The organism is Pseudomonadota bacterium, assembly GCA_011049115.1.
Taxonomy (GTDB): domain Bacteria; phylum Desulfobacterota; class Anaeroferrophillalia; order Anaeroferrophillales; family Tharpellaceae; genus DSCM01.
The window spans coordinates 1-21,081 of the sequence record DSCM01000070.1 but is presented as its reverse complement, the minus strand read 5'-3'; the positions used below and the strand labels follow the sequence as shown (position 1 = coordinate 21,081).

General features: G+C 56.2%; 17 protein-coding genes. 8 read left to right on the top strand and 9 right to left on the bottom strand.

Annotated features, from left to right (window positions below; translation table 11 throughout):
* Positions 1-179: 179 nt before the first annotated feature.
* A complete protein-coding gene (gene nifS, locus ENN66_05730; GenBank protein HDS16099.1) occupies positions 180-1,331 on the bottom strand; it encodes a cysteine desulfurase NifS in 1,152 nt (383 codons plus the stop codon).
* Positions 1,328-2,155: a Fe-S cluster assembly protein NifU gene (gene nifU, locus ENN66_05725; protein HDS16098.1), complete on the bottom strand. Its 828-nt coding sequence runs from the start codon at positions 2,153-2,155 to the stop codon at positions 1,328-1,330. The genes nifS and nifU overlap by 4 nt, the downstream gene beginning before the upstream one ends.
* A gap of 280 nt (positions 2,156-2,435) precedes the next feature.
* On the opposite strand from nifU, the gene ENN66_05720 reads away from it, so the two are divergent.
* The gene (locus ENN66_05720) at positions 2,436-2,828 is read left to right on the top strand and encodes an FxsA family protein (GenBank protein HDS16097.1); all 393 of its coding nucleotides are present in this window, start codon (positions 2,436-2,438) and stop codon (positions 2,826-2,828) included.
* A 305-nt stretch (positions 2,829-3,133) separates the two neighbouring features.
* On the opposite strand, the gene fdhE is transcribed toward ENN66_05720, so the two are convergent.
* The 7 genes from fdhE to ENN66_05685 form a co-directional block, all read right to left on the bottom strand.
* The gene (gene fdhE / locus ENN66_05715; protein ID HDS16096.1) at positions 3,134-3,961 is read right to left on the bottom strand and encodes a formate dehydrogenase accessory protein FdhE; all 828 of its coding nucleotides are present in this window, start codon (positions 3,959-3,961) and stop codon (positions 3,134-3,136) included.
* 144 nt (positions 3,962-4,105) lie between these two features.
* A complete protein-coding gene (locus ENN66_05710; GenBank protein ID HDS16095.1) occupies positions 4,106-4,756 on the bottom strand; it encodes a formate dehydrogenase subunit gamma in 651 nt (216 codons plus the stop codon).
* A 10-nt stretch (positions 4,757-4,766) separates the two neighbouring features.
* Positions 4,767-5,552 carry a 4Fe-4S dicluster domain-containing protein gene (locus tag ENN66_05705; GenBank protein ID HDS16094.1) on the bottom strand — a complete coding sequence of 262 codons (786 nt, stop codon included), beginning with the start codon at positions 5,550-5,552 and terminating at the stop codon, positions 4,767-4,769.
* Between the two features lie 3 nt (positions 5,553-5,555).
* Complete coding sequence (gene fdnG, locus ENN66_05700; GenBank protein ID HDS16093.1) at positions 5,556-8,636, bottom strand: formate dehydrogenase-N subunit alpha; 3,081 nt, start codon at positions 8,634-8,636, stop codon at positions 5,556-5,558.
* 324 nt (positions 8,637-8,960) lie between these two features.
* On the bottom strand, positions 8,961-11,051 hold the full coding sequence (locus ENN66_05695; GenBank protein HDS16092.1) for a HAMP domain-containing protein: 2,091 nt from the start codon (positions 11,049-11,051) through the stop codon (positions 8,961-8,963).
* The gene (locus ENN66_05690) at positions 11,051-12,433 is read right to left on the bottom strand and encodes a sigma-54-dependent Fis family transcriptional regulator (protein HDS16091.1); all 1,383 of its coding nucleotides are present in this window, start codon (positions 12,431-12,433) and stop codon (positions 11,051-11,053) included. Before ENN66_05690 ends, ENN66_05695 begins: the two co-directional genes overlap by 1 nt.
* 4 nt (positions 12,434-12,437) lie before the next feature.
* Positions 12,438-13,259, bottom strand: a complete 822-nt coding sequence (locus ENN66_05685; protein ID HDS16090.1) for an FAA hydrolase family protein — start codon at positions 13,257-13,259, stop codon at positions 12,438-12,440.
* 195 nt (positions 13,260-13,454) lie between these two features.
* Between ENN66_05685 and ENN66_05680 the strand changes: the two genes are divergently transcribed.
* From ENN66_05680 to glnA, 7 genes are all read left to right on the top strand, one after another.
* Positions 13,455-13,787 carry a hypothetical protein gene (locus tag ENN66_05680; protein ID HDS16089.1) on the top strand — a complete coding sequence of 111 codons (333 nt, stop codon included), beginning with the start codon at positions 13,455-13,457 and terminating at the stop codon, positions 13,785-13,787.
* A 24-nt stretch (positions 13,788-13,811) separates the two neighbouring features.
* Positions 13,812-14,132 carry a hypothetical protein gene (locus ENN66_05675; GenBank protein HDS16088.1) on the top strand — a complete coding sequence of 107 codons (321 nt, stop codon included), beginning with the start codon at positions 13,812-13,814 and terminating at the stop codon, positions 14,130-14,132.
* On the top strand, positions 14,125-15,525 hold the full coding sequence (locus ENN66_05670; GenBank protein ID HDS16087.1) for a UTP--glucose-1-phosphate uridylyltransferase: 1,401 nt from the start codon (positions 14,125-14,127) through the stop codon (positions 15,523-15,525). Before ENN66_05675 ends, ENN66_05670 begins: the two co-directional genes overlap by 8 nt.
* Positions 15,526-15,677: 152 nt before the next feature.
* The gene (locus tag ENN66_05665; GenBank protein HDS16086.1) at positions 15,678-17,300 is read left to right on the top strand and encodes a diguanylate cyclase; all 1,623 of its coding nucleotides are present in this window, start codon (positions 15,678-15,680) and stop codon (positions 17,298-17,300) included.
* A gap of 452 nt (positions 17,301-17,752) precedes the next feature.
* Positions 17,753-19,117, top strand: coding sequence for an ammonium transporter (locus ENN66_05660; protein HDS16085.1), 1,365 nt, complete (start codon positions 17,753-17,755; stop codon positions 19,115-19,117).
* Between the two features lie 13 nt (positions 19,118-19,130).
* A complete protein-coding gene (locus tag ENN66_05655; protein HDS16084.1) occupies positions 19,131-19,484 on the top strand; it encodes a P-II family nitrogen regulator in 354 nt (117 codons plus the stop codon).
* Between the two features lie 101 nt (positions 19,485-19,585).
* The gene (glnA, locus tag ENN66_05650; GenBank protein HDS16083.1) at positions 19,586-20,914 is read left to right on the top strand and encodes a type I glutamate--ammonia ligase; all 1,329 of its coding nucleotides are present in this window, start codon (positions 19,586-19,588) and stop codon (positions 20,912-20,914) included.
* Positions 20,915-21,081 lie beyond the last annotated feature (167 nt).

Below are 21,081 nucleotides of genomic sequence, written 5' to 3'. Positions count from 1 at the left end.
GATTGACCACCTTGTGCAGATCACGCCGCCGACGATCACGCGACTGCGGCGGATTTTGGCAATGCTCGCCAACATGCCAGTCGACCATGAGTCAAGGCCTCCTCTTATCAACAATGAACCCAACCGCAATGTTTCCGAAAGCACCGGAACCCTTCTTCGCCTTGATAATTTAAGCCGGTTCAAGTGAACGGCGACAGAGTTCTCAAACGAGTCACAATTGGCGGCAGCCGCTTGATGATTTCGTCAACATCCGCCCGCGTATTATAAACACTCAGGCTGAAACGGATCGAGCCATGCGCCATCGTGAAAGGCACTCCCATGGCTCGCATGACATGGGAAGGCTCCAGGGAACCCGAGGTACAAGCCGAACCTGAAGAAGCGCAGATGCCGAATTCATTAAGCATCAAAAGAATACTTTCGCCTTCGATATTGGCGAAACTGATATTAGCGGTATTCGGGGTCCGCTGACTGCGGGCTCCGTTGATCCGGGATTCGGGAATCAACCTGATCAACTCATTTTCAAGATGGTCGCGAAGCTCCCGCACACGAGTATTTTCCTCTGCCAGATTACGACCGGCGAGCTCGCAGGCTTTACCCAGAGCGATGATCCCGGGAACATTTTCAGTCCCGGCCCGGCGACCCTTCTCCTGATGGCCGCCAATCATGAAAGGGGAAAACTTCGTTCCCTTGCGCACATAAAGTGCACCGATTCCCTTGGGCGCATGGAGTTTGTGGCCGGACAGCGAAAGCATATCGATACAGCTGTCATGCAAATTAATCGGGAGTTTGCCGACCGCCTGCACGGCGTCGGTATGAAAGGTGATCCCCCGCGCTCGGCACATCGCGGCGATGTCTTCAACCGGAAAGATGACCCCGGTTTCATTGTTGGCCCACATGATTGAAACCAGCGCCGTATCCGCGCTCAGGCTTTCCTCCAGACGCCCCAAGTCGAGGGCACCATCGCTATCCACCGGAATTTCCGTAATCCGGTAACCCTGCCGACTCAAAGTGCTGAACAAAGAACCAATGGCCGGATGCTCAACCCGAGTGGTTACCAGATGACGCTTACCGGGATCGGCCAACAGCGCCGCATGCACGGCGGTATTGTCACTTTCCGTGCCGCAGCTGGTGAAAACGATTTCATCCGCCAAGGCCCCCAGCAAAAACGCAACCTGCTCCCGGGCCTCCTTGAGGCGCGGAGCCACCCGTCCCCCGACGAAATGCATACTCGAAGGATTGCCGTAGTCTTCACAAAAAAACGGCTGCATGGCCGCCAGGACTTCATCGGCAACCCGGGTGGTGGCATTATTGTCGACATAAACCGGTTTCATCTGGCAACCTCCTCAACCACCAGCTCCGGGCTGACGAACTCCCTGAGCTTCGCCTCGACCAGATTTTTCAGGGTGATCGGCGCCGACTTGCAGGAGGAACAGGCGCCGCGAGTCGCAACCATGACCCGATTGCCGATTACATCTATCAATTCAACATCACCACCGTCAAGTTGCAGTGAAGGACGAATCTCACGCTCCAGGGTTTCTTCAATCAAGTGCATCCGCTGAATGTTGGTAAGCTGTTTGGGAGGCAACTCAGGCTGGGGTTGATTCTGCACCTCCAGAATCAACCTGGCGATATCCCCATGACAACGTTCGCAACCACCGCCGGCCTTGGTAAAATTGGTTACTTCTTCTACGGTTTTCAGGCGATTTTCCTGAATCGCCCGCATGATTTCTAGATCGGTCACACCAAAACACTCGCAGATAAGTTTACCTTCCTTTTTTTCAAGCGGAATCCCCCGATAACAGGCAATCGCTTTTTCCAGGGCTTCATGTCCCATGACCGAACAGTGCATCTTCTCCTTGGGCAGGCCACCGAGATAATCGGCGATCTGCTGATTGGTTATCTTTTCCGCATCTTCAATGGTCTTACCGATCATCATCTCGGTTAAAGCCGAGCCCGAGGCAATGGCGCTGGCGCAACCGAAGGTCTTGACCTTAGCTTCCGCTATCCGCCCCTGAGCATCAAGTTTAAAGGTCAGCCGCAGAGCATCACCGCAGGAAAGGGAACCGACATCGCCGACCCCGTCCGGATTTTCAACCTCTCCGACATTGCGTGGATTAAGAAAATGTTCCTTGACTTTCTCGGTGTACTCCCACATGAAAACAGCTCCTTTGTCAACGGGGGAGAACGGGCCGTGGTCTGTTTTAAATTGCCGCAGCCCGACGGCAAAGCGCCAAACTTAAGTGGAACCTAATCTTGATAGTATTTGTTTGTTTTTAAAAAATCAAGTTTTTTTATGGCCGATCACGGTTTTTTCGGCCCTTGACATTTCCCCGACCGATAGGCAATATGAATACAAAGCTGACGGCAAAGGTTGGGAACGGCGCGAAAAAACGTGGTTCGGCCGACGATTTTTAAAAACATAAGGATAACTTGCGATGTTGAAACTTTTTCTGGCTTTCACCCTGGTCCCGGCTCTGGAAATTTTCCTTTTCCTCAAACTCGGCGGGGCCATTGGCTTGTTCAACACCCTGCTGATAGTGTTATTGACCGGAATAATCGGCGCCGGTCTGGCCCGCTGGCAGGGAGCCGAAACCATGCTGAGAATCCGCCGAAGCCTGCAGAAAGGCGTCACTCCGGCCGAAGAAATGATTGACGCGGCGCTGATCTTTGTCGCCGGAATGGTGCTGCTGACCCCAGGATTTCTCACCGATTTCGCCGGCATTCTCCTGCTCTGGCCGCCGAGCCGGCGGCAGTGCAAAATCTTTCTCAGAAAAAAATTCAACCAGTGGATGGCTTCGGGACAAGTGACTGTGGTGAGATACCACTGAAAAAGCCCGAACGACGCGATAAATAAATTTTATTCGCGTCTTTTTCCGACAATAAATATCGAGAAAAACAAAGGTCTGCGGCGTGCACCGGCAGGTTTATGAACAGCTAACCAGGATGGCCGACGAGGGAAAGACAACTCGCATTTTCTGCTCGCGACAGGTGAAAATCGCCGCCTGCAAGCGCCCCGGAAATTTAAGGGTTGTGCAAAATGCGGAACTCTCACGATAATTCGGATGCACAAATTCAAGCCGGAAAACCGAGTCAAGGCCGCTGTTTTCTGCTGGGATGAACTATCCGGACAAGATCAGGAGTAACCTTCGACCGCGGCCCTAAGATCCAGATGCAGAGAAACCAGGTTTTCCAGCTCCGGACTCAGCTCCGCTCCCAATTTGCGGGCGTCAAAGGTTTTCAGATAGCGGCGGCAGTGCCGACAGATATCAACCCGGCGCTTCTCGTCGCCCTCAACCGTAAAATAGGCAAGGTCTTTCGGCTCCCGGCCGCCGCAGAAAGGACATTGCAGGCGCGGAAAAGGCCATTCCCAATCGCATTGCAGACAAAACAGCGAACGCGTGCCGTTCTCATTGCGAATCAGCCCCAGAGACGCAGGCCGTGAACAAACCGGACAACGGCTCTGTGCCCAGGAAAGGCCGCGCAGTCGGGAGTCATGTTTTTCTCTGCAGGCGATAAAAAACGGCTTCAGGCTTTCATTCAGCAACCAAGTGGTCAGATCGAGCTGAGCCTCCTCCCCGGCGGGGTTGGCTTCGGTCTTCTGCGAGCCGGCTTCCCGAACCTCGGGATTGAACAGCCGGCGCACCATTTCCCCATAAAGTTCCGCATCGCGGTTGAGCTCAAGACGCAGGCGAGAACTCGCCTCGGCGTCGAAAAACGCGGCGATGCCCAGGAGCTCTAGAAAATAGGCCCGCGGCTTTTGCAGATCGTGTTTTTCCCGACCCAGATCAGTCAGGGGCCGGCCGGATTCAAGCCTACTTGCGGCGGCGCTCGGCAACAGGGCAAAAATATCCCCGAGCGGATTTTCGCGATACCGTTTTCTCAGCTCACGAACGCTGTTTAGTAAAGCAATACAATCACCATAATGGGGCAGCTCGGCACGATAGTCAGCAAGTGTTTTCATGGGTTTCCTGATTTTTCCGGTCTTTCCGGAAGTCTGGAGATCTCGGCACCGCTCTCGGGTTGAGCGGTCGCGGGCAAAGGCCCGGTTTTGCGGCCGAAGATCCGCCGATTGCGGTAATCTTTCGGCCGCAAAACTCGGTCATCATCAGTCACCGTTGCCGGTATAGTATTCGAGGCTGCCTTCCTTTTCCTTTTTACGCAACCATTTCGGACACTGACTCAGGCACCAGGCCTTGGTGGTGTAACCGGTCAAAACAATGGCCGCCGAGCCCGGCACCCCGACCGTGCCGAGGTAAAGATGCACGACGATAAAAGGCAGCAGCAGAACCACGCCCAGAGCATGCAGGGCGTACATCAGATTGATCAGGTCCCGGCTCCACCCTTCCGGCCGCCACATCAGCAAACCACTGCCGATCATCATCAAACCGACAACCACGACCACCATGAAAAAGATTTTCTGACCCGGATTGTATTTGCCGGTTTCCGGTAAGTGGTCAACCTTCCAAAGGTAGCCGCCACCTTTTTTCAACCATTCAAGATCATTTGGCAAATCCAGAGACGCGGCATCCTTCCACCAGGTAACCACGGCCAGAAACAGGGCCGAAATAAAAATCAGCCCGGAACCGTTATGCACCAGCTTCAGATTTTTAAGACCGCCGAAAGGGACCGAGACAAAGTTAAAGGAATGGAACATCATACCCAGCCCGGTAACAAGCAACAACAGACAACTCAGGGCCAGATACCAGTGCACCAGACGTTCAAAGGTTGTCGACACCTTGACCATTCCTTTTTTGATGAGTAACATTTCAGGAATCTCCTTTCCGGCCATATTCAGTCACGTCTTTGGGGCCTTTAGTCAGGTAGTGGAAAAAGGTGCCGGCCAGCACGGCTCCCGGAGCCAGCAGGGCCAGAGGTTTGAGGATGTCCTTCCAGGTGCTCAACGCCGCCGGAACCTGCGGCCGGATCGGCAGGCCGCTGTACTGGCGCGGGTCCGCCGGCAGAATGTAGAGCAGATGAGTGCCGCCGACAAACTGGTCCCCATACAGCCGGCCCTCGCCTCCCAACGCGGCCAGACGATCTTTAATCACTTCACGCATTTCCCCGGCTTCTCCGAATTGCAGGGCGCCGGTCGGACAGGCCTTGACACAGGCCGGTTCAAGGTTGTTTTCCAGACGAGAGAAGCACATGTCACATTTGGCGACCTTTTCGGTTCCGGGATCATACTGCGGCACCCCGAAAGGGCAGACGATAGTGCACTGTTTACAACCGATACATTTTTTCTGATCGAGAGCAACCGTGCCGTGACTAGTGTGAAAGAGGGCGCCGCTCGGGCAGGCAATCACGCAGGCCGCATCACTGCAATGCATGCAGGAATCCTTGCGAAAAAGCCATTTGACGCCATCGTCACCGGCTGCGATTTCGTCGAAACGAATCAGCAGCCAGGTGGAGGGATTAAGGGTTTGCGGATTCTGGTAACTGCCGTGGTTTTCAGTCTGGCCGGCGGGTAGACTGTTCCACTGTTTGCAGGCCAACTGGCAGCCGCGGCAGCCGGTACATTTAGTCGCGTCGTAGAGTTTAATCTTCTGAGACATGCCTTAGGCTCCCTTCTTGCTGACATTAACCATGAAGGCCTTGCTTTCCGGGATCATGGTGTTGGCGTCTCCGATGAACGGGGTCAGCAGATTGGCGGAATCTCCGCTGGTGAAAACTTCAGGTTTTTTATCGCCGATCACATACTCGCGCATCCTGGTCGTGACCCAACCGTAATGCCAGGGCAGGGCCACCTGATGAACGATATTGCCGTCCAGGTTGAACGGCCGCAGACGGCGAGTGACCACGGCCACCGCCTCAACCTCGCCCCGAATGGAGTTTATCATGACCGCATCGCCGTTGTTGATCCCCTTCAGTTTGGCGAGTTCGGGACTGAGCTCGACAAAAAGACCAGGCTGCATTTCCGCCAGCCAGGGGCACCAACGGGTCATCAGTCCGCTCTGCCAATGCTCGCTGACCCGGTAGGTGGTGCAGACCAAAGGAAAGCGCGGGTCGGAGGTGGCCCGGGCATCAACCGCGGCGCCACTGCCTTCCCGGTCCCAACGTTTGATCACCGGGTTGTTCATCTGCGCCGAGAGCAGATTTTTTTTCACCGGACTTTCCAGGGGCTCGTAATGCTCCGAGAAGGGGCCTTCGGCCAGACCCGGCCCGAAGATGCTGGCAACGCCATGGGGTTTCATGATGAACGGCTTGCGGCCGCTGCCCGGCGCGGCGACCCCGTCCGGCACATCGCCGACCCATTTGCCGCCCTGCCAGAAGATAACCGGATCCTTTTTATCCCAGGGCTGCCCGCTCTCGGGATCGACCGAAGCGCCATTATAGATAATCCGCCGGTTAACCGGCCAGCACCAGGCCCAGTCCGAGTAAAGACCGACTCCGGATTTGTCCACACTGCCGCGGCGGGTTGCCTGATTGCCTTTTTCGGTGCAGGAATTACAGTAGAGCCAGTTGCCGGAAGAGGTCGAACCATCGTCCTGGAGCAAGGCGAAGCTCGGCACCAGGCTTCCTTTCTTATAGACTGTGCCTTTTATTTCCACATCCTCGAGAAAATAACCGTTGATCTCCCGGGCGATCATCTGGGTATCGAGGTGACGGATACGGCCGGCGGCGTTTTTCGGACCATAGTCCCAGCTGAGCTGAGTGATGGCCCCGGCCAGGGGACCGCCTTCGGCCGCGTAGAGATCCTTGAGCCGGTAATGTAACTCACTGATAATCTCGCCGTCAGGCCGGGCTTCGCCCGGAGGATTGACGGCTTTATAACGCCACTGCATCCAGCGGCCGCTATTGGTGATACTGCCTTCCTTTTCAATCGAGGCGGCACAGGGCAGCATGAAAACCTCGGTCTTGATTTTGCTCGGATCCTGACCCGGAGCCCGCCAGAAGGAACCGGTTTCGTTGTCGAAAAGATTGACGTTGACCATCCAGTCGAGCCGACCCAGGGCAGCCCGGGTTTTATTGGAACTGGGACCGCTGCAGGCCGGATTCTGACCCCAGGCGAAGAACCCTTCGAAGTCGCCATTATACATGCGATCGAAAAGGGTCAGCCAGGAATAATTGGCGCCGTCATCAAGCTTGGGCAGATAGGCATAGGCTTCTTCCAGGGAAACTTCGTGACCGTACAGGGAGCGCAGCAGGCTGGCTGAGTACTTGGGATAGTTGCTCCACCAGTTAAGGCTGTTTTCCTCCTTGGTGGCAGGCGTGAATTTGGCGTTGTAAGCGGCCAGGGTCGGCAGCGAGGCGACCGGGGTTTTAAGATAGCCGGGCAGAATATGGAACAGCAGGGCGTGGTCGGTTGACCCCTGCACGTTGGCTTCGCCGCGCAGAGCGTTGACCCCGCCGCCGGTGACGCCCATATTGCCGAGCAAGAGCTGGATGATGGACATGGTCCGGATGTTCTGAACGCCAACCGTATGCTGGGTCCAACCCATGGCATACATAATGGTGCCGGCCTTGCCGACCGCGCCGGTGGCGGTATAGGCTTCGTAAACCGCCAGCAGTTTATCGATCGGAGTACCGGTGATGCGGCTGACAAGCTCCGGGGTATAGCGGGCATAGTGCTTTTTCAGCAGCTGAAAAACGCAGTGGGGATCCTGCATGGTCGGATCCTTCTTAACGATGCCGGCGTCATCGGTCTGAAAACTCCAGGTCGATTTGTCGTATCGGCTGCCCTCGAGACCGGAAAAGACCCCCTCATTGTCCCCCGGCAATTTAAAGCCGGGATTAACCAGAAAGGTGGCGTTGGTATAGTGCTCGACATATTTATGCTGAATCAGGTTATGATCAAGCAGGTATTTGATCATGCCGCCCAGAAAAGCGATGTCGGTACCCGAACGCAGTGCGGCATAGATGTCGGCTTTCGCCGAGGTCTGAGTAAAGCGGGGATCGACGCTGATCAGCTTGGCGCCCCGGGCCTGGGCCTCGGTAACATACTTGAAGGAAATCGGGTGGTTGGCAGCCGCGTTACTGCCCATGATGAGAATGCAGTCACTGTTTGCGATATCGTTCCAGTGATTGGTCATTGCTCCGCGTCCAAACGACTCTGCCAGAGCCGCTACAGTGGCGGAGTGTCATATCCGGGCTTGATGTTCGACATAGACGAGCCCGAGACTGCGTAGAAATTTCTGGTAGATAAAACATTCCTCGTTGTCGAGGGCGGCGCTGCCGATCGAGGCAATCGCCGTGGTCCGGTTGACGGTCTGCCCCTTGGCGTTTTTCAGGGCGAATTTCCCGTCACGGCTTTTCTTGATATTGCGAGCGATTTTATCCAGGGCCCAGTCCCAGGAAACGGCCTTCCATTCCCGACTGAACGGCGCCCGGTAGAGAGGTCGATCCAGACGGTTCTTGTTGACCGACAGCTGGGCGATGGAACCGCCCTTGCTGCAAAGCGAACCTCGGTTGATGGGATGATCGGGGTCGCCTTCGGTATTGATGACCTTGCCGTTGCGAGTCGAGACAATGATGCCGCAGCCGACACCGCAATAGGGACAAATGGTGGTGGTCTCCTGGGCGTAGCGGGTCTTCAGGGACGCGGCGTGGGCTTGCACCGGTTTCAGACTAAGCCCCATACTGCCGGCCATGACCGCTCCACCCGAGAGTTTCAGGAATGACCTTCGACTAACCTGCATATTTTGTATTCCTCCTTTATGGCTGATCATACGGTTGCCGGATCTCGGCAGGGCCCGTCAAGCGGCCTGCCTATCGAAGGGCGGAAGGCTGCAAGTCCCGTACCGTACAACCTGGCCCCGGCGGCGGCCGGCCGCTCTGCCGGGGCCAGGGTCCCGGCAGGTTCAGGTTTTATCGACGAAAAGGTACTTATCAGCGGCGGCCGGGGCGCCCCGGCCGCCGCTGCCGCCGAACTTTCGACCCGGACAAATTGTCCACAAAATGCAAAAAAAAGGGATTTTCGGAGGAACTTTTGTCCGCATCGACAAAAAAAGGCCAGGGCGCGCCTACTTGCGGTCAAACGGGAAAAGAGGATTAGCCGGCAACACCAGAATAATGGTTGTACCCTGGCCGGGACTGCTGTCGACTTCGATATCACCGCCGAGACTGCGCAGGAGTTCATAGCCGATGGAAAGGCCGAGCCCGGTACCCTCGCTTTTAGTGCTGTAGAAGGGATTGAACATGTTTTCGACCTGTTCGGGGGTCATGCCGCAACCGTTGTCGCTGATCGTGATTTCGATCTTGCCGCGGTCGACCCGGCTGCTGATGCCGATCCGGCCCCCGGTTTCCGGAATGGCCTGCATGCTGTTGCAAAGCAGGTTGGTGATGATCTGGGTCAGACCTTCTTCATCCGAGAAAAACGGCGCCTCCGTCTGCGGCTGGGTCGTGACGGAAATGCCGCGCTGGTTCAATTCGTTCCGCAACGGAATCAGGAGATCCCGGATCAGTTCATCGGCACGCAGTTCCTTCAGATGGTTATTCCTGACCCGGGCGAAACCAAGCATATTGCCGATAATTTTCTTGATCCTGGCAGCCTGGCCGCTGATCAGCTCGATTTCGGTGCGATAGCGTCCCTGAACATCCGGGTCCATTTCCAGAATTTCAAGATTGCCGGCAATAATATTGACCGGATTGTTGATTTCATGGGCGACCCCGGCCACCAGGCTGCCGAGAGCGGCCAGCTTGCCCGAACGGACCAGCTGCTGCTGGGCCTGCTGCAGGTTGTGCAGGGATTCCTCGAGCCTGAAATTGATGGCTTTTTTATCGCTCATCATCTCCAACAGGTGTTGTTTCATTTCAATCAGCTCATGATTGCGGGTTTCAAGCTCCTGCGTACGCTGGGCGACCTTGTTTTCCAGCCCCCGTTGCAGCTGTTCGATCGAAGCATCCCGCTGTTTCAGGACCGCGATCATTTCATTAAAGCCGGCGGCCAGCTGGCTCAGCTCGTCGTTGCCGGGCAGCTCCAGCCTGCTTTTAAGCTGCCCGCCGGCGACCTGGCTTAACTGCTGCTGCAAGCTGTCGAGGCGGCGCGAAAAAAACCGGGCGAAGATGAAAACGGTCAAGAAAGTCAAGGCGGCGCCCGCCGTCAGAATGCCGACCAGAATCAAAATAACCCGGTTGCGGAACGCGAGAAACGGTTTTTCCTTCATGCCGACATAGAGAATCCCGACCACCTGATTGCGAGCATTACAGATAGGCTCGTAGGCACTGATATACCAGTCATTGACGACAAAGGCGCGATCGGCCCATTTCTGCCCTTGAATCATGACCTTGTGGTAAACCTCTTCCGAAACCCGGGTCCCGATGGCTCGCTTGCCGGAGGAATCAAGCACGTTGGTGGCAATCCGGACATCTTCCTGAAAAATGGTTACCGTGCCGATATCCTGACCGGAAAAGGATGTGTTGGAAAAAATCACCTCTTTGATGCGGTCGACCAGCTGGTTTTCCCGATTTAAAAGACGACCACCATAGAGGGCGCCGATAAGATTGCCGAAACCGTCGTACACCGGCCAGCCGGCCAGCATCATCAGGCCGCCGGCAAGATGGCTCCGGCTTTCCTGCCGGGCTTTGGGGGTTGAAATCAGTTTGATCTGGAAAAGATGTCCGAGGTTGGGATTTTCAAGGCTCAGTTCGACATCGCTCAACACCTCGCTGCCGGCGGCGGGATTGCCGAGCAGGGTCTCGGCAATCAGCGGCAGGCGGGGTTGATCGCCCCCGACCCCGGGATTGGCGGCCCGCAGCAGCACCCGGCCCTCGGCATCGGTCAAGGTCAGCAAACTCAGGTTCTCTCGACGGCGCAGAGCCTGCAATTCCCTGAGCAAAGCCGGCTTATTATCGGCCAATAGCGCCTGGGTCAGCAGATAGGAGCCGGCGGCGCAATGGATTTGTTCCTGCAGGCATTTACAGCTTGAATCATAGATTTCCCGGGCTGAATTAAGGTCGTTGATAATCTTGTTTTGCGCCTGACGAAAAATAAAACCGTCAATAATGTGAATGGCGAAAGCGATGGCCAGAGTCATGGTCAGCATGGGCACCATGAAATTGGCTAGAGTCAATCTCCATTTGAGCGAAAAACGATGCCAGGGGAAAGAAGCCATCAGTTTGCTTTCCGGCGCCGAATCAGTTCAAGCTTACGGCCCAGGGTTTTCTCTGAAATACCCAGGATCTCGGCGCTGGTTTTGCGATCGCGGGCCGACTGCCGATAAACCATGGCGATATAATCAAGCTCGACTTCCTTAAGCGAGGCTGAAGCTTTGACGCCGTTCTCCATAAAAACCGGAATTTCAGCCGCGGCCACCGGACTCCGACCAAAAGGCAGCAGCGAGGCGTCAAAAACCGGCTGACGGGCCAGAATCACCGCCCGATGCACCAGGTTACGCAATTCCCGAACGTTGCCGGGCCAGGAATAATTTTCCAGAAGAGGAATGATTTCCGGAACCGGTTCCAGCATTGGTTTCCCCTCCTGGCGGCAGTACCAGTCGAGAAAATAATGGACCAGGGGCATGATATCGGCCGGCCGCTGCCGAAGCGGTGGCAACTCAATGGAAAAAACCTGCAGACGATAGTAGAGATCGGCTCGAAAACGGCCGGCTTCGACCTCACTTCTGAGATCGCGGTTGGTAGCCGCGATAATTCTGACATCAACCGGTTCGGGAACCGTGCCGCCGACCGGAGTTACTTCCTTTTTCTCCAGCACCCGCAACAGCTTACGTTGCAGCGCCGGCGAGGTTTCGGCGATTTCGTCAAGCAGCAGGGTGCCTTGATCGGCGGCCCGAAATAAACCGGGAGTGTCCTTGTCGGCCCCGGTGTAGGCTCCGCGCAGGGCTCCGAAGAGCTGACTCTCCAGGAGGTTGTCGGCCAGCGCCCCGCAGTTGACGGCGAGAAAACGATGCGCGCGGCGCAAGGGATCATGGTTGTGAATATGGGCCGCCACCACTTCTTTGCCGGTACCGGATTCGCCTGTCAAAAGAACGGTCGCCGAGGATGAGGCCACCTGCTCGGCCAGGGCCACCACCTGAGCGAAGATTCGCGACCGACAGATCAGGGCGGGCTGCTGATCGCCGCTTGCCAGTTGCCAGCGCAAAAGCTCGTTTTCCTGCTTGAGACGACGAGGCTCGAGAATCCGGTCGACGGCCTTGAGCAGTTCAGCCCCGGTAAAAGGCTTGGCGAGAAAGTCGGCGGCGCCCCGGCGCATGCTTTCCACGGCCAGCTCGACTTCACCATAAGCGGTGATGATAATACTCTGCAACTCCGGGCAGAGTTCCGCGACCTTCGACAAAAGTTCGATTCCGGTGGTGTCCGGCAGGCGATAATCGATCAGGGCCAGGTCCGGACTCCGGCGCCGACCGCCCAACTGTTCGACAAATTCGGCTCCGTTGCAACAGGTGATCGTCCGATAGCCGCGGGCCTTGAGAATCTTGCTGATGAAGTTGAGCATTCCGGCTTCATCGTCAACCACGATAATCGTTTCTCTGGTCACCAGTTTAACCGATCATACGGCAGCGGTTGGAAAGAACGCCGATCTTTTCGATTTCAATTTCAATCAAGTCTCCGGACTGCATAAATACCGGCGGATTCCGAAAAAAACCGACCCCGCTCGGCGTGCCGGTCATGATCAGGTCACCGGGTTCCAGGGTGAAATGCCGGCTCAGATAACTGACCAGTTCAGCCACCGGAAAGATCATGGCCGCAGTATTACTCTCCTGCATGACGACCCCGTTGAGCCGCGAGCGAATGGCCAGCCTTTGCGGGTCCTTGATTTCATCGGCGCTGACAATCCAGGGACCCAGCGGACAGAAGGTATCCAGAGACTTCCCCCGCACCCACTGCTGATCGGCGAACTGGAGGTCGCGAGCGCTGACATCGTTGCCGCAGGTATAACCGAAAACCTTGCTCAACGCCGTTTCAATTGAACAGGCCGAGGTTTTTTCACCGATAACCACCACCAGCTCCGCTTCAAAATCCACCTTTTGCGTAAGCTCCGCGGACCAGCGCAGCTCCGCCTCCGGGCCCACAACCGAATTCGGAAATTTGGCGAAGACCAACGGCTCTTCCGGAGTTTTAAGGTTTCCTTCGACGGCATGATCATGATAGTTCAAACCGACGGCGATAATCTTGCCGGGACGGTTGACCGGCGGGGCCAGCTCGAACTCGGCCAGGGGCAAGACCGGACTTGCTCCGGTCAGGGGTCGTCCGGCCGAAAGCCAGGCATGAAAATCGCCGGCAAAAGCCAGGGGCTGCAGCTGCCGCTCCGTTACCAGCCCCAACCTTAGCCCCTGCGGCGTAAAATATTGAGCCAATTTCATAACCCCTCCCCATTCCCGCACTTAAAATCACGGTCCTGTTACTGCCTTTTTTCCATCTCCATGTCAATAACCTTTTGCTATCATGTTTCAATTATGGTACAAAAACGAATCGAACGAACAAACTCGCGGGAACGCCGCGTTCTTACATTTTCCGTAAAAAAACTGCGCTTGGCCCGAACATGAAAGCAGATCAACATGATACCAACAAACGATATTTGCCCGGTTCAGCGGGTGGTCGTCTTTCAGGAACGCGGCAGCGGCGAAAAGAAGATTGCCGGCATCGAACATTTTGCCCCGGGTTGTTTCACGCTGGAAATCATCTCCATCGACGCCCCCCTGCCGCGGCTCATCGATGAACCCGAGGATTTTCTGCCGGCGACCATCGAGGCCGATCTCGTCCTGGATTTTTTACGCCATCCCGACCTTTCCACCGAACTTTTGCGCCGTTGCCGGGAAAACCAAATTCCCCTGGTCGCTTCCACCAAGAAACATGAAGCCGCGCCGCAGGTCGCGACGCCGCCGATATGATGCGCCCTCCCCCGCCAGGTCTGGCTGGGAGAGTATGGCCATCGCTACGGCACCCCGGAATTCTCGGTTGAACTTGAAAACGGAAAGATAAAAGCCATTCAGGTTCGACGCGGAGCCCCCTGCGGGGCTTCCTGGAAAGCCCTGGATAAACTGATCGACATGGAGGCCGATGCGGCCGCCATTCGTTACGGTCTGGACGTGCAGTTCAACTGCAGCGCCGACCCGGCCGGCTGGGATCCGCTCTGGGGTAAAAGCCCGGTTCATCTGGCGGCCGATGTTCACTTCAAGGCCCTGCAACGCGCGATTCGTCAAGCCCGCCGCCGGGAGGCGGACGGACATGAATGATTTAGAACCGTCCTTTGCCCCCCTGGCCGAGCGCATGCGCCAGGCCGGCATGCCGAAACTGGCCATAACGATGCTAAAGCTTTATTTTCAGCGTTTGCGAGCCGGGGCGGACGGTAAAATCAGAGAAAATGAAATTGAGCCGCTCAGCTTGTTGCCGACGGCCGCAGACCTGGATAAATCCTGTCGGCAACAAGGTGAGCGGGCCCTGGCCGAAACCGTGCTGATTAAGCTGAACGGTGGGCTGGGAACCAGCATGGGCCTCGACCAGGCCAAATCCCTGATCGAGGCCAAAAACGGACTCAGTTTTCTCGACATCATCGTGCGACAGGCGCTGGCGGCCGGGGTGCCGCTGATCCTCATGAACAGCTTCGCCACGCGCCGGGCCGCGCTGGAACGGCTGACGAGCTATCCGGAACTGGGTGGTTTTAACCTTCCCCTCGACTTTGTCCAGCACCAGATCCCCAGACTTTACGAAGACAACCTGCAACCGTTCAGCTGTCCCGCCCAGCCGGAACAGGAATGGTGCCCGCCCGGCCACGGTGATCTTTACCCGGCCCTGGTAACCAGCGGCGTTCTCGAAAAATTACGCCACCGCGGCTATCGCTACGCTTTTATCAGCAACGCCGACAATCTCGGCGCCACCCTGGACCCGGTGATTCTCGGTTATCTCGTCAGTCGGCAGGCGCCCTTCCTGATGGAAGTCGCCAGAAGAACCAAAGCCGACCGCAAGGGCGGCCATCTGGCCCGGCGCCGCGGCAGCGGCGGTCTGCTGCTGCGCGAGGCGGCGCAATGCCCTGAAAACGAAACGGCCGCTTTTCAGGATATCTCGCGCCATCGCTATTTCAACACCAACTCTCTCTGGCTGGATCTGGCGGCCCTGGAAAAAGAATTGCAGCGCCGCGACAACCGTCTGGAGCTGCCCCTGATTATCAATCGCAAGACCCTGGCCGAGGGATCATCCGCTTCGACCTCGATTCTCCAGCTGGAAACCGCCATGGGCGCGGCGATCGAGATTTTTCCGGAAGCCCTGGCCCTGGAGGTGCCCCGCCGGCGCTTTGCTCCGGTCAAGACCACCGACGATCTTCTCGCCCTGCGCTCCGATGCTTATCAGCTACGGAAGGATTTTGCCCTCGGCCTGGCGCCGGAGCTTGTAAGTCCGCCGCTGATTCAGTTGGATTCACGCTATTATCGCCACATAAATGATTTCAACCAACGTTTTGCCGCAGGGGTTCCCTCCCTGCGAAAATGTCGGTCGCTGCGCGTTACCGGAAACCTTTTCTTTGCCCGGAACATTTCCCTGGAGGGCAATCTTCAGCTTACAATCCAGGAAAACCAGGCGGCGACCCTGCCGGCCGGGTTAACCATCGCCGATCAAGACCAGGAATACCAATGATGGCCGATTCAGCTCAGATCCACCTTGGGCAACCAAACCCAGGCGGCCAAGCTGATGGGAACGTCAAAACGGGTAATTCAGTACAAAATAGCCAACCTCAATATCGACTATAAAAAATACAGCGGGGTCAACGTTTGAACCAGAGCTTCATCTTGTCTTATAAATGCTTTGTCGGACTGCTGCTGGGCTCCGCGCTGGTCACCCTGGGGCTCGCACTGCACGCCTGGCGCTTCCGCGACAAGGCCGGAGCCCGAGCCTTTATGGGACTGGCGCTGGCGATGTCGATCTTTTCCTTGACCTCCGGCATGTCCGCTTTCAGCTCCAGCCCGGCAGAGGCGGATTTCTGGTTCAGTAAACTACGCTTTGTCGGAATCAGCTATGTTCCGGTTTTCTTTTTAATCTTTGTTTTAACCTACAGCGCAAAACCAGCCCGACATCTGCAAACAGTTATCTGCGGTCTACTTGGTTTTCCTCTACTGACCCTGGTTTTTGCCTTTACCAATCACTATCCGGGTTTTTTTCTTCATGCCGTCAGTTACGAGCAAATCGACGGCCTTTTTTTTCGCTCCTTCTGGAGACCCGGCCCCTGGTTCTGGGTTCATACCGTCTTCTCTTATACAGCAATCGCCAGCGGCCTGGTTCTGCTTGGGCAAATGGCCCGCTACCGTCCTCAACCCTACAAAACTCAAGCCCGATTGATGCTCTACGGCACCCTGCTCCCGTTGCTGGCCAACCTCTACGCGACCGCACGTTTAGGAAACAAACCGGCGCTCGATTTCACCGCCCTGGGGTTCACGCTGAGCGGCCTGAGCATCGGCTTTGCTCTTTTCCGCCATAAAATGCTGGACCTGGTACCCATTGCCCGGGATCTGGTCGTTGAATGCATTGATGACGCCGTCATTGTTCTGGACCGGCAACTGCGGGTAGTCGACCTGAACCCGGCGGCAATTACCATGTTTTCGGCTTCCGGCACGGCAAAAATGGGCATCTCGATCAATCAGCTGCTGCCCCGCCCCCTTGATTTTACCGACATGCTTCGCGAGCAGGAAAGCCGAAAAATCGAAATCGACTTTCCTTTGCCAAACGGGCTCAAGGCCGTTTACGAGCTTCGCATCTCCCGTTTCATCACCCCCCGGGGAGAAAGGTTGGGTTTTCTGCTGGTCGCCCGCGATGTCACCGAACGCATCGACATGATTGACGAACGTGAAAGAATCATTCAGGAACTTGAAGCCACCAAGGCGGAGCTTACTCGTCAGGCCAATTTCGATTTTCTCACCGAGATCTTCAATCGCCGCCATTTCATGAGCCTGGCGAGAAACGAATTCGCCCGCGCCCGGCGCTACCGGCATCCCCTGTCCCTGATCATGATCGACATCGATCATTTCAAAAAAATAAATGATTCCTTCGGGCATGAGGCCGGCGATACGGTTTTGCGGGAAATGGCCCTGACCATCAAAGACAAACTCCGCCAATCCGATATTCCCTCCCGCTTCGGCGGCGAGGAGTTTGTTATCCTGCTTCCGGAAACATCCCTTGAGCAGGCTTTGATCGTGGCGGAAAAGATTCGTCTGGACCTCGAACGGCTGCGCCTCGGAGCCGCCGCCATTCGACTCACGGCCAGCCTCGGGGTCGCCGGACTTGAAAACGACATCGAGAACCTTGACGAGCTGCTCAGACAGGCCGACCAGGCGATGTATCGCGCTAAAAGGGAAGGACGCAACCGGGTCTGCGCGGCCGCCCCCAGGAACCTGAAGCCACCTGTTCAGACCGACTGATCGGGAGGGGGCGGGAAAGAGACAAAAATGTAGCAAAACTCCGCTGACGACTCAACATAAACGTATCAGCAGGCCTATCCTCTCGAAATCCAAGGATTTTTCTTCGTTTTCAGCGCCGCTCCAGGGAACAGGCGCATCTATCTCCTCCCCCGACGGACACATTAATGTATCAAATCGCCAGATTATGCCAACGCCGCCGACCTTGTTCCGGACGCAACGACAACGACCACAAAGCCGGAGCACCATTATTCGCAACCGTCAGACTTCGCTGTAAACCATTTCAATATAAGCATTTACAGCTAGCGCGCCAGAAAACACCCCCGCTTGAACCACCCATTAAACCACGTCCCGAGATTGCGGTTGCGGTCGCGAAAACAGCCTGGCACACTCCCTGCTAGCTTCAGCGCCATCTTAAAACCTGGAAAAAACAGCAGGCCCGCCCGGAGAACGCCATGTTAAAACAAAGCCGCGACCGCCGGCGACAACCGCTGCGCTCGAAAATCGTCTCAACCCTGGTGTTTTCACTTCTGCTGCCGGCCGCCCCCCTTTTTGCCGGAGACTCCGCCGGCGTGATTGACAGCGGGAACACGGCCTGGATGCTGACCTCGACGGCGCTGGTGCTGCTGATGGTCCCCGGCCTGGCGATGTTTTACGAAGGCCTGGTAAGGACCAAGAACGTACTCGGCACCATGATGCACAGCTTTGCGGCCATGGGAATTATCGGCGTCATGTGGGTCGCGGTCGGCTATTCGATGTCTTTCGGCAAAGGCATTCTCGGCGGCTGGTGCGGCTGGAATCCGGACTATTTTTTTCTGCGCGGCATCGATGACGTGATTCTTGAAGCCGGGGTTCCCGAATATGTTTTCGCCATGTTTCAGGGCAAATTCGCGATCATCACCCCGGCCCTGATTGCCGGAGCCTTCGCCGAACGGGTGCAATTTCGCGGCTACTGCCTCTACATTGCCTTATGGAGCGTTTTGGTATACAATCCCCTCTGTCACTGGGTCTGGGCCCAGGATGGCTGGATCTTTAATCTCGGCGCCGCCGGGGCCGTCGATTTTGCCGGAGGCACGGTCGTTCATATCTCAGCGGGAGTCAGCGGCCTGGTCGCGGCGTTATATCTGGGAGCCAGACACGGTTATCCGCAGTCGGCCATGCATCCCAACAACCTGGTAATGACCCTGATGGGGGCCGGGCTCCTGTGGGTCGGCTGGTTCGGTTTCAACGCCGGCAGCGCGGTTTCCAGCGGCCTAGCGACCGCCCAGACCTTGACGGCCACGCAGGTGGCTGCGGCGGCCGGGGCCACCACCTGGCTGATTATCGAGGCTGTCCACCTGGGCAAGGCCACCACCCTGGGGATCGTCAGCGGCATTCTGGCCGGCCTGGTCGTGATCACTCCGGCGGCCGGGGTGGTCAAACCGGCCGGAGCCGTGGCCTTGGGCATGGGGGCTTTTCTGATCTGTTATCTGGGGCTGTCGTTAAAGAAAAGATTGGCCTATGACGACAGCCTCGACGCCTTCGGCATTCACGGCGTGGCCGGAATTTTCGGCGCCCTGGCCCTGGTTTTTTTCATCCGTGACAGCTGGATGCTCGACGCCGCCAAGGCCGTTGCAGGTTCCTGGGGCGTTTTTGCCCAGCTCGTGGTGCAGGCCAAGGCGGTTGCCGTCACCATCATTTACACCGTCATCGTCAGCGGCATGCTGGTTCTGGTCGTGGAAAAAAGCGTGGGCTTTCGTCTGGTCCTGGATCAGGAAAGGTCCGGAATGGACCATGCCCTGCACGGCGAGCAAGGCTACGGCCTGACAAATCTCAACTGACGGGAGAATCTCCATGAAAATTGTAACCGCCATCATTCAGCCGGACAAACTTGACGAGGTCAGGGAAGAGCTGGTCTCCGCCGGAATCTCCCGCATCACCACCAGCCGGGTTACCGGGCACGGCCAGCATCAGAAACAACTGGACAGCGAACGGCTTTATCGCGGGCAGAAGGTCATTCCCAATCTCCTGCCCAAGGTCAGACTCGATATCGCCTGCAATGACGAATACGTCGAAATCGCCATCGAGGCCATCCTGCGCTCCGCCAAGCACGGCGAGGGGCGCATCGGCGACGGCAAGATTTTTGTGACGGAACTGCAACGCTGCATTCGCATTCGCACCGAGGAACAGGGGCCCGAAGCGATCTGAAAAACTGCGCCAGCCAACCTGTGAGGTACGAAATCCTGAAAAATCAAGGCAGGATTTCGTTCATGATATTTTAAAATCGTCAAACCAAAAAGGAGCAGAAAATGACCAGAGAAGAAATCTTGAAGGTGGTGGAGAAAGAAAATGTCCGTTTTTTCAGACTGCAGTTTGTGGATATTTTCGGGATTATGAAAAATATCGCCATGCCCCTGAGCCAGCTTGAAAAAGCGCTCGACGGCAAAATGATGTTCGACGGCTCTTCGATTGAAGGCTTTGCCCGAATCCAGGAGTCCGACATGTATCTGATTCCCGACTACAACACCTTTTGCGTCATGCCCTGGCGCAACAAGGAAGGGGTAGCCACGGCCCGGATTATCTGCGATGTCCACAAACACGACGGCACCGCCTTTGCCGGCTGCCCGCGGGTCAACCTGAAACGGGTCATGGCCGAGGCCGCTAAACTGGGTTACACCATGAACGTCGGCACCGAATGCGAATTTTTCCTTTTTGAGACCGATGAGATGGGAAGACCGACCACTGAAACCAGCGATCAGGCCGGCTATTTCAGTGTCGACGCCGAAGACGAAGGCATTGAATGCCGCCGTGAGATTATCGACACCCTGGAAAAAATGGGCTTTGAAATTGAAGCCTCCCATCACGAGGTCGCGCAGGGGCAACACGAAATCAACTTCAAATACGCCGACGCGGTGACCGCCGCCGATAACACCGTCACCTTCAAATGGGTGGTCAAAACGATCGCGAAATCCTACGGCCTGCACGCGACCTTCATGCCGAAACCGGTGTTCGGCATCAACGGCTCCGGCATGCATACCAATCAATCCCTTTTTGATCTTGAAGGCAACAACGCTTTCTATGATGCGGATGACGCCCTGGGCCTGAGCCGGATCGCCTACCAGTACATCGCCGGCGTCGCCAAGAACGCTCGCGGCTTCTCGGCGGTAACCAATCCGCTGGTAAATTCTTACAAACGCCTGGTGCCCGGCTATGAAGCCCCGGTCTACGTCGCCTGGTCGGCCAGCAACCGCAGCGCCCTGATGCGGATTCCGACCTCGCGAGGCATGGGAACCCGCGTCGAAGTACGTTGCCCTGACCCGACCTGCAACCCCTACCTGGCCTTTGCCATGATGCTGAACAGCGGCCTCGACGGCATCAAGAACAATCTCGAGGTTCCGCCGTCGGTCAATGTCAATATCTTCCATATGACCGCGGAGGAAAAAGCCGCGGCCAACATTGAAAACATGCCGGCTTCCCTGCTCGAAGCCCTTACGGAATTCAAGGCCAATCCGCTGGGACGCGAAACCCTGGGCGACCATATTTTTGAAAAATATGTCTCTTATAAACAGATCGAGTGGGACAAATTCCGGACTGCGGTCACCGACTGGGAGATCAATAACTATCTCTCCATGTATTAAGATCCTTTACTAGCGAAAAACGGCCGCCCCGAATCCAGCGGCGGCCGTCTAGTTATGACAACCGAAATTTGACCAGTTGTGATTATCGAAAATTGATCACCCTGATTGCAAGATAAAGTTAAGCACTGATGTTCATGGTTAAATTTTAAGTTTGCTTATTGGTAATG

What these genes read in the sequence shown, in the direction of transcription:
- ENN66_05660 (HDS16085.1), top strand. Translation starts at nt 17,753, where the DNA reads ATGTTAAAACAAAGCCGCGACCGCCGGCGACAACCGCTGCGCTCGAAA.
- ENN66_05705 (HDS16094.1), bottom strand. Translation starts at nt 5,552, where the DNA reads ATGTCTCAGAAGATTAAACTCTACGACGCGACTAAATGTACCGGCTGC.
- ENN66_05720 (HDS16097.1), top strand. Translation starts at nt 2,436, where the DNA reads ATGTTGAAACTTTTTCTGGCTTTCACCCTGGTCCCGGCTCTGGAAATT.
- ENN66_05685 (HDS16090.1), bottom strand. Translation starts at nt 13,259, where the DNA reads ATGAAATTGGCTCAATATTTTACGCCGCAGGGGCTAAGGTTGGGGCTG.
- nifS (HDS16099.1), bottom strand. Translation starts at nt 1,331, where the DNA reads ATGAAACCGGTTTATGTCGACAATAATGCCACCACCCGGGTTGCCGAT.
- nifU (HDS16098.1), bottom strand. Translation starts at nt 2,155, where the DNA reads ATGTGGGAGTACACCGAGAAAGTCAAGGAACATTTTCTTAATCCACGC.
- ENN66_05695 (HDS16092.1), bottom strand. Translation starts at nt 11,051, where the DNA reads ATGGCTTCTTTCCCCTGGCATCGTTTTTCGCTCAAATGGAGATTGACT.
- ENN66_05655 (HDS16084.1), top strand. Translation starts at nt 19,131, where the DNA reads ATGAAAATTGTAACCGCCATCATTCAGCCGGACAAACTTGACGAGGTC.
- ENN66_05680 (HDS16089.1), top strand. Translation starts at nt 13,455, where the DNA reads ATGATACCAACAAACGATATTTGCCCGGTTCAGCGGGTGGTCGTCTTT.
- glnA (HDS16083.1), top strand. Translation starts at nt 19,586, where the DNA reads ATGACCAGAGAAGAAATCTTGAAGGTGGTGGAGAAAGAAAATGTCCGT.
- ENN66_05670 (HDS16087.1), top strand. Translation starts at nt 14,125, where the DNA reads ATGAATGATTTAGAACCGTCCTTTGCCCCCCTGGCCGAGCGCATGCGC.
- fdhE (HDS16096.1), bottom strand. Translation starts at nt 3,961, where the DNA reads ATGAAAACACTTGCTGACTATCGTGCCGAGCTGCCCCATTATGGTGAT.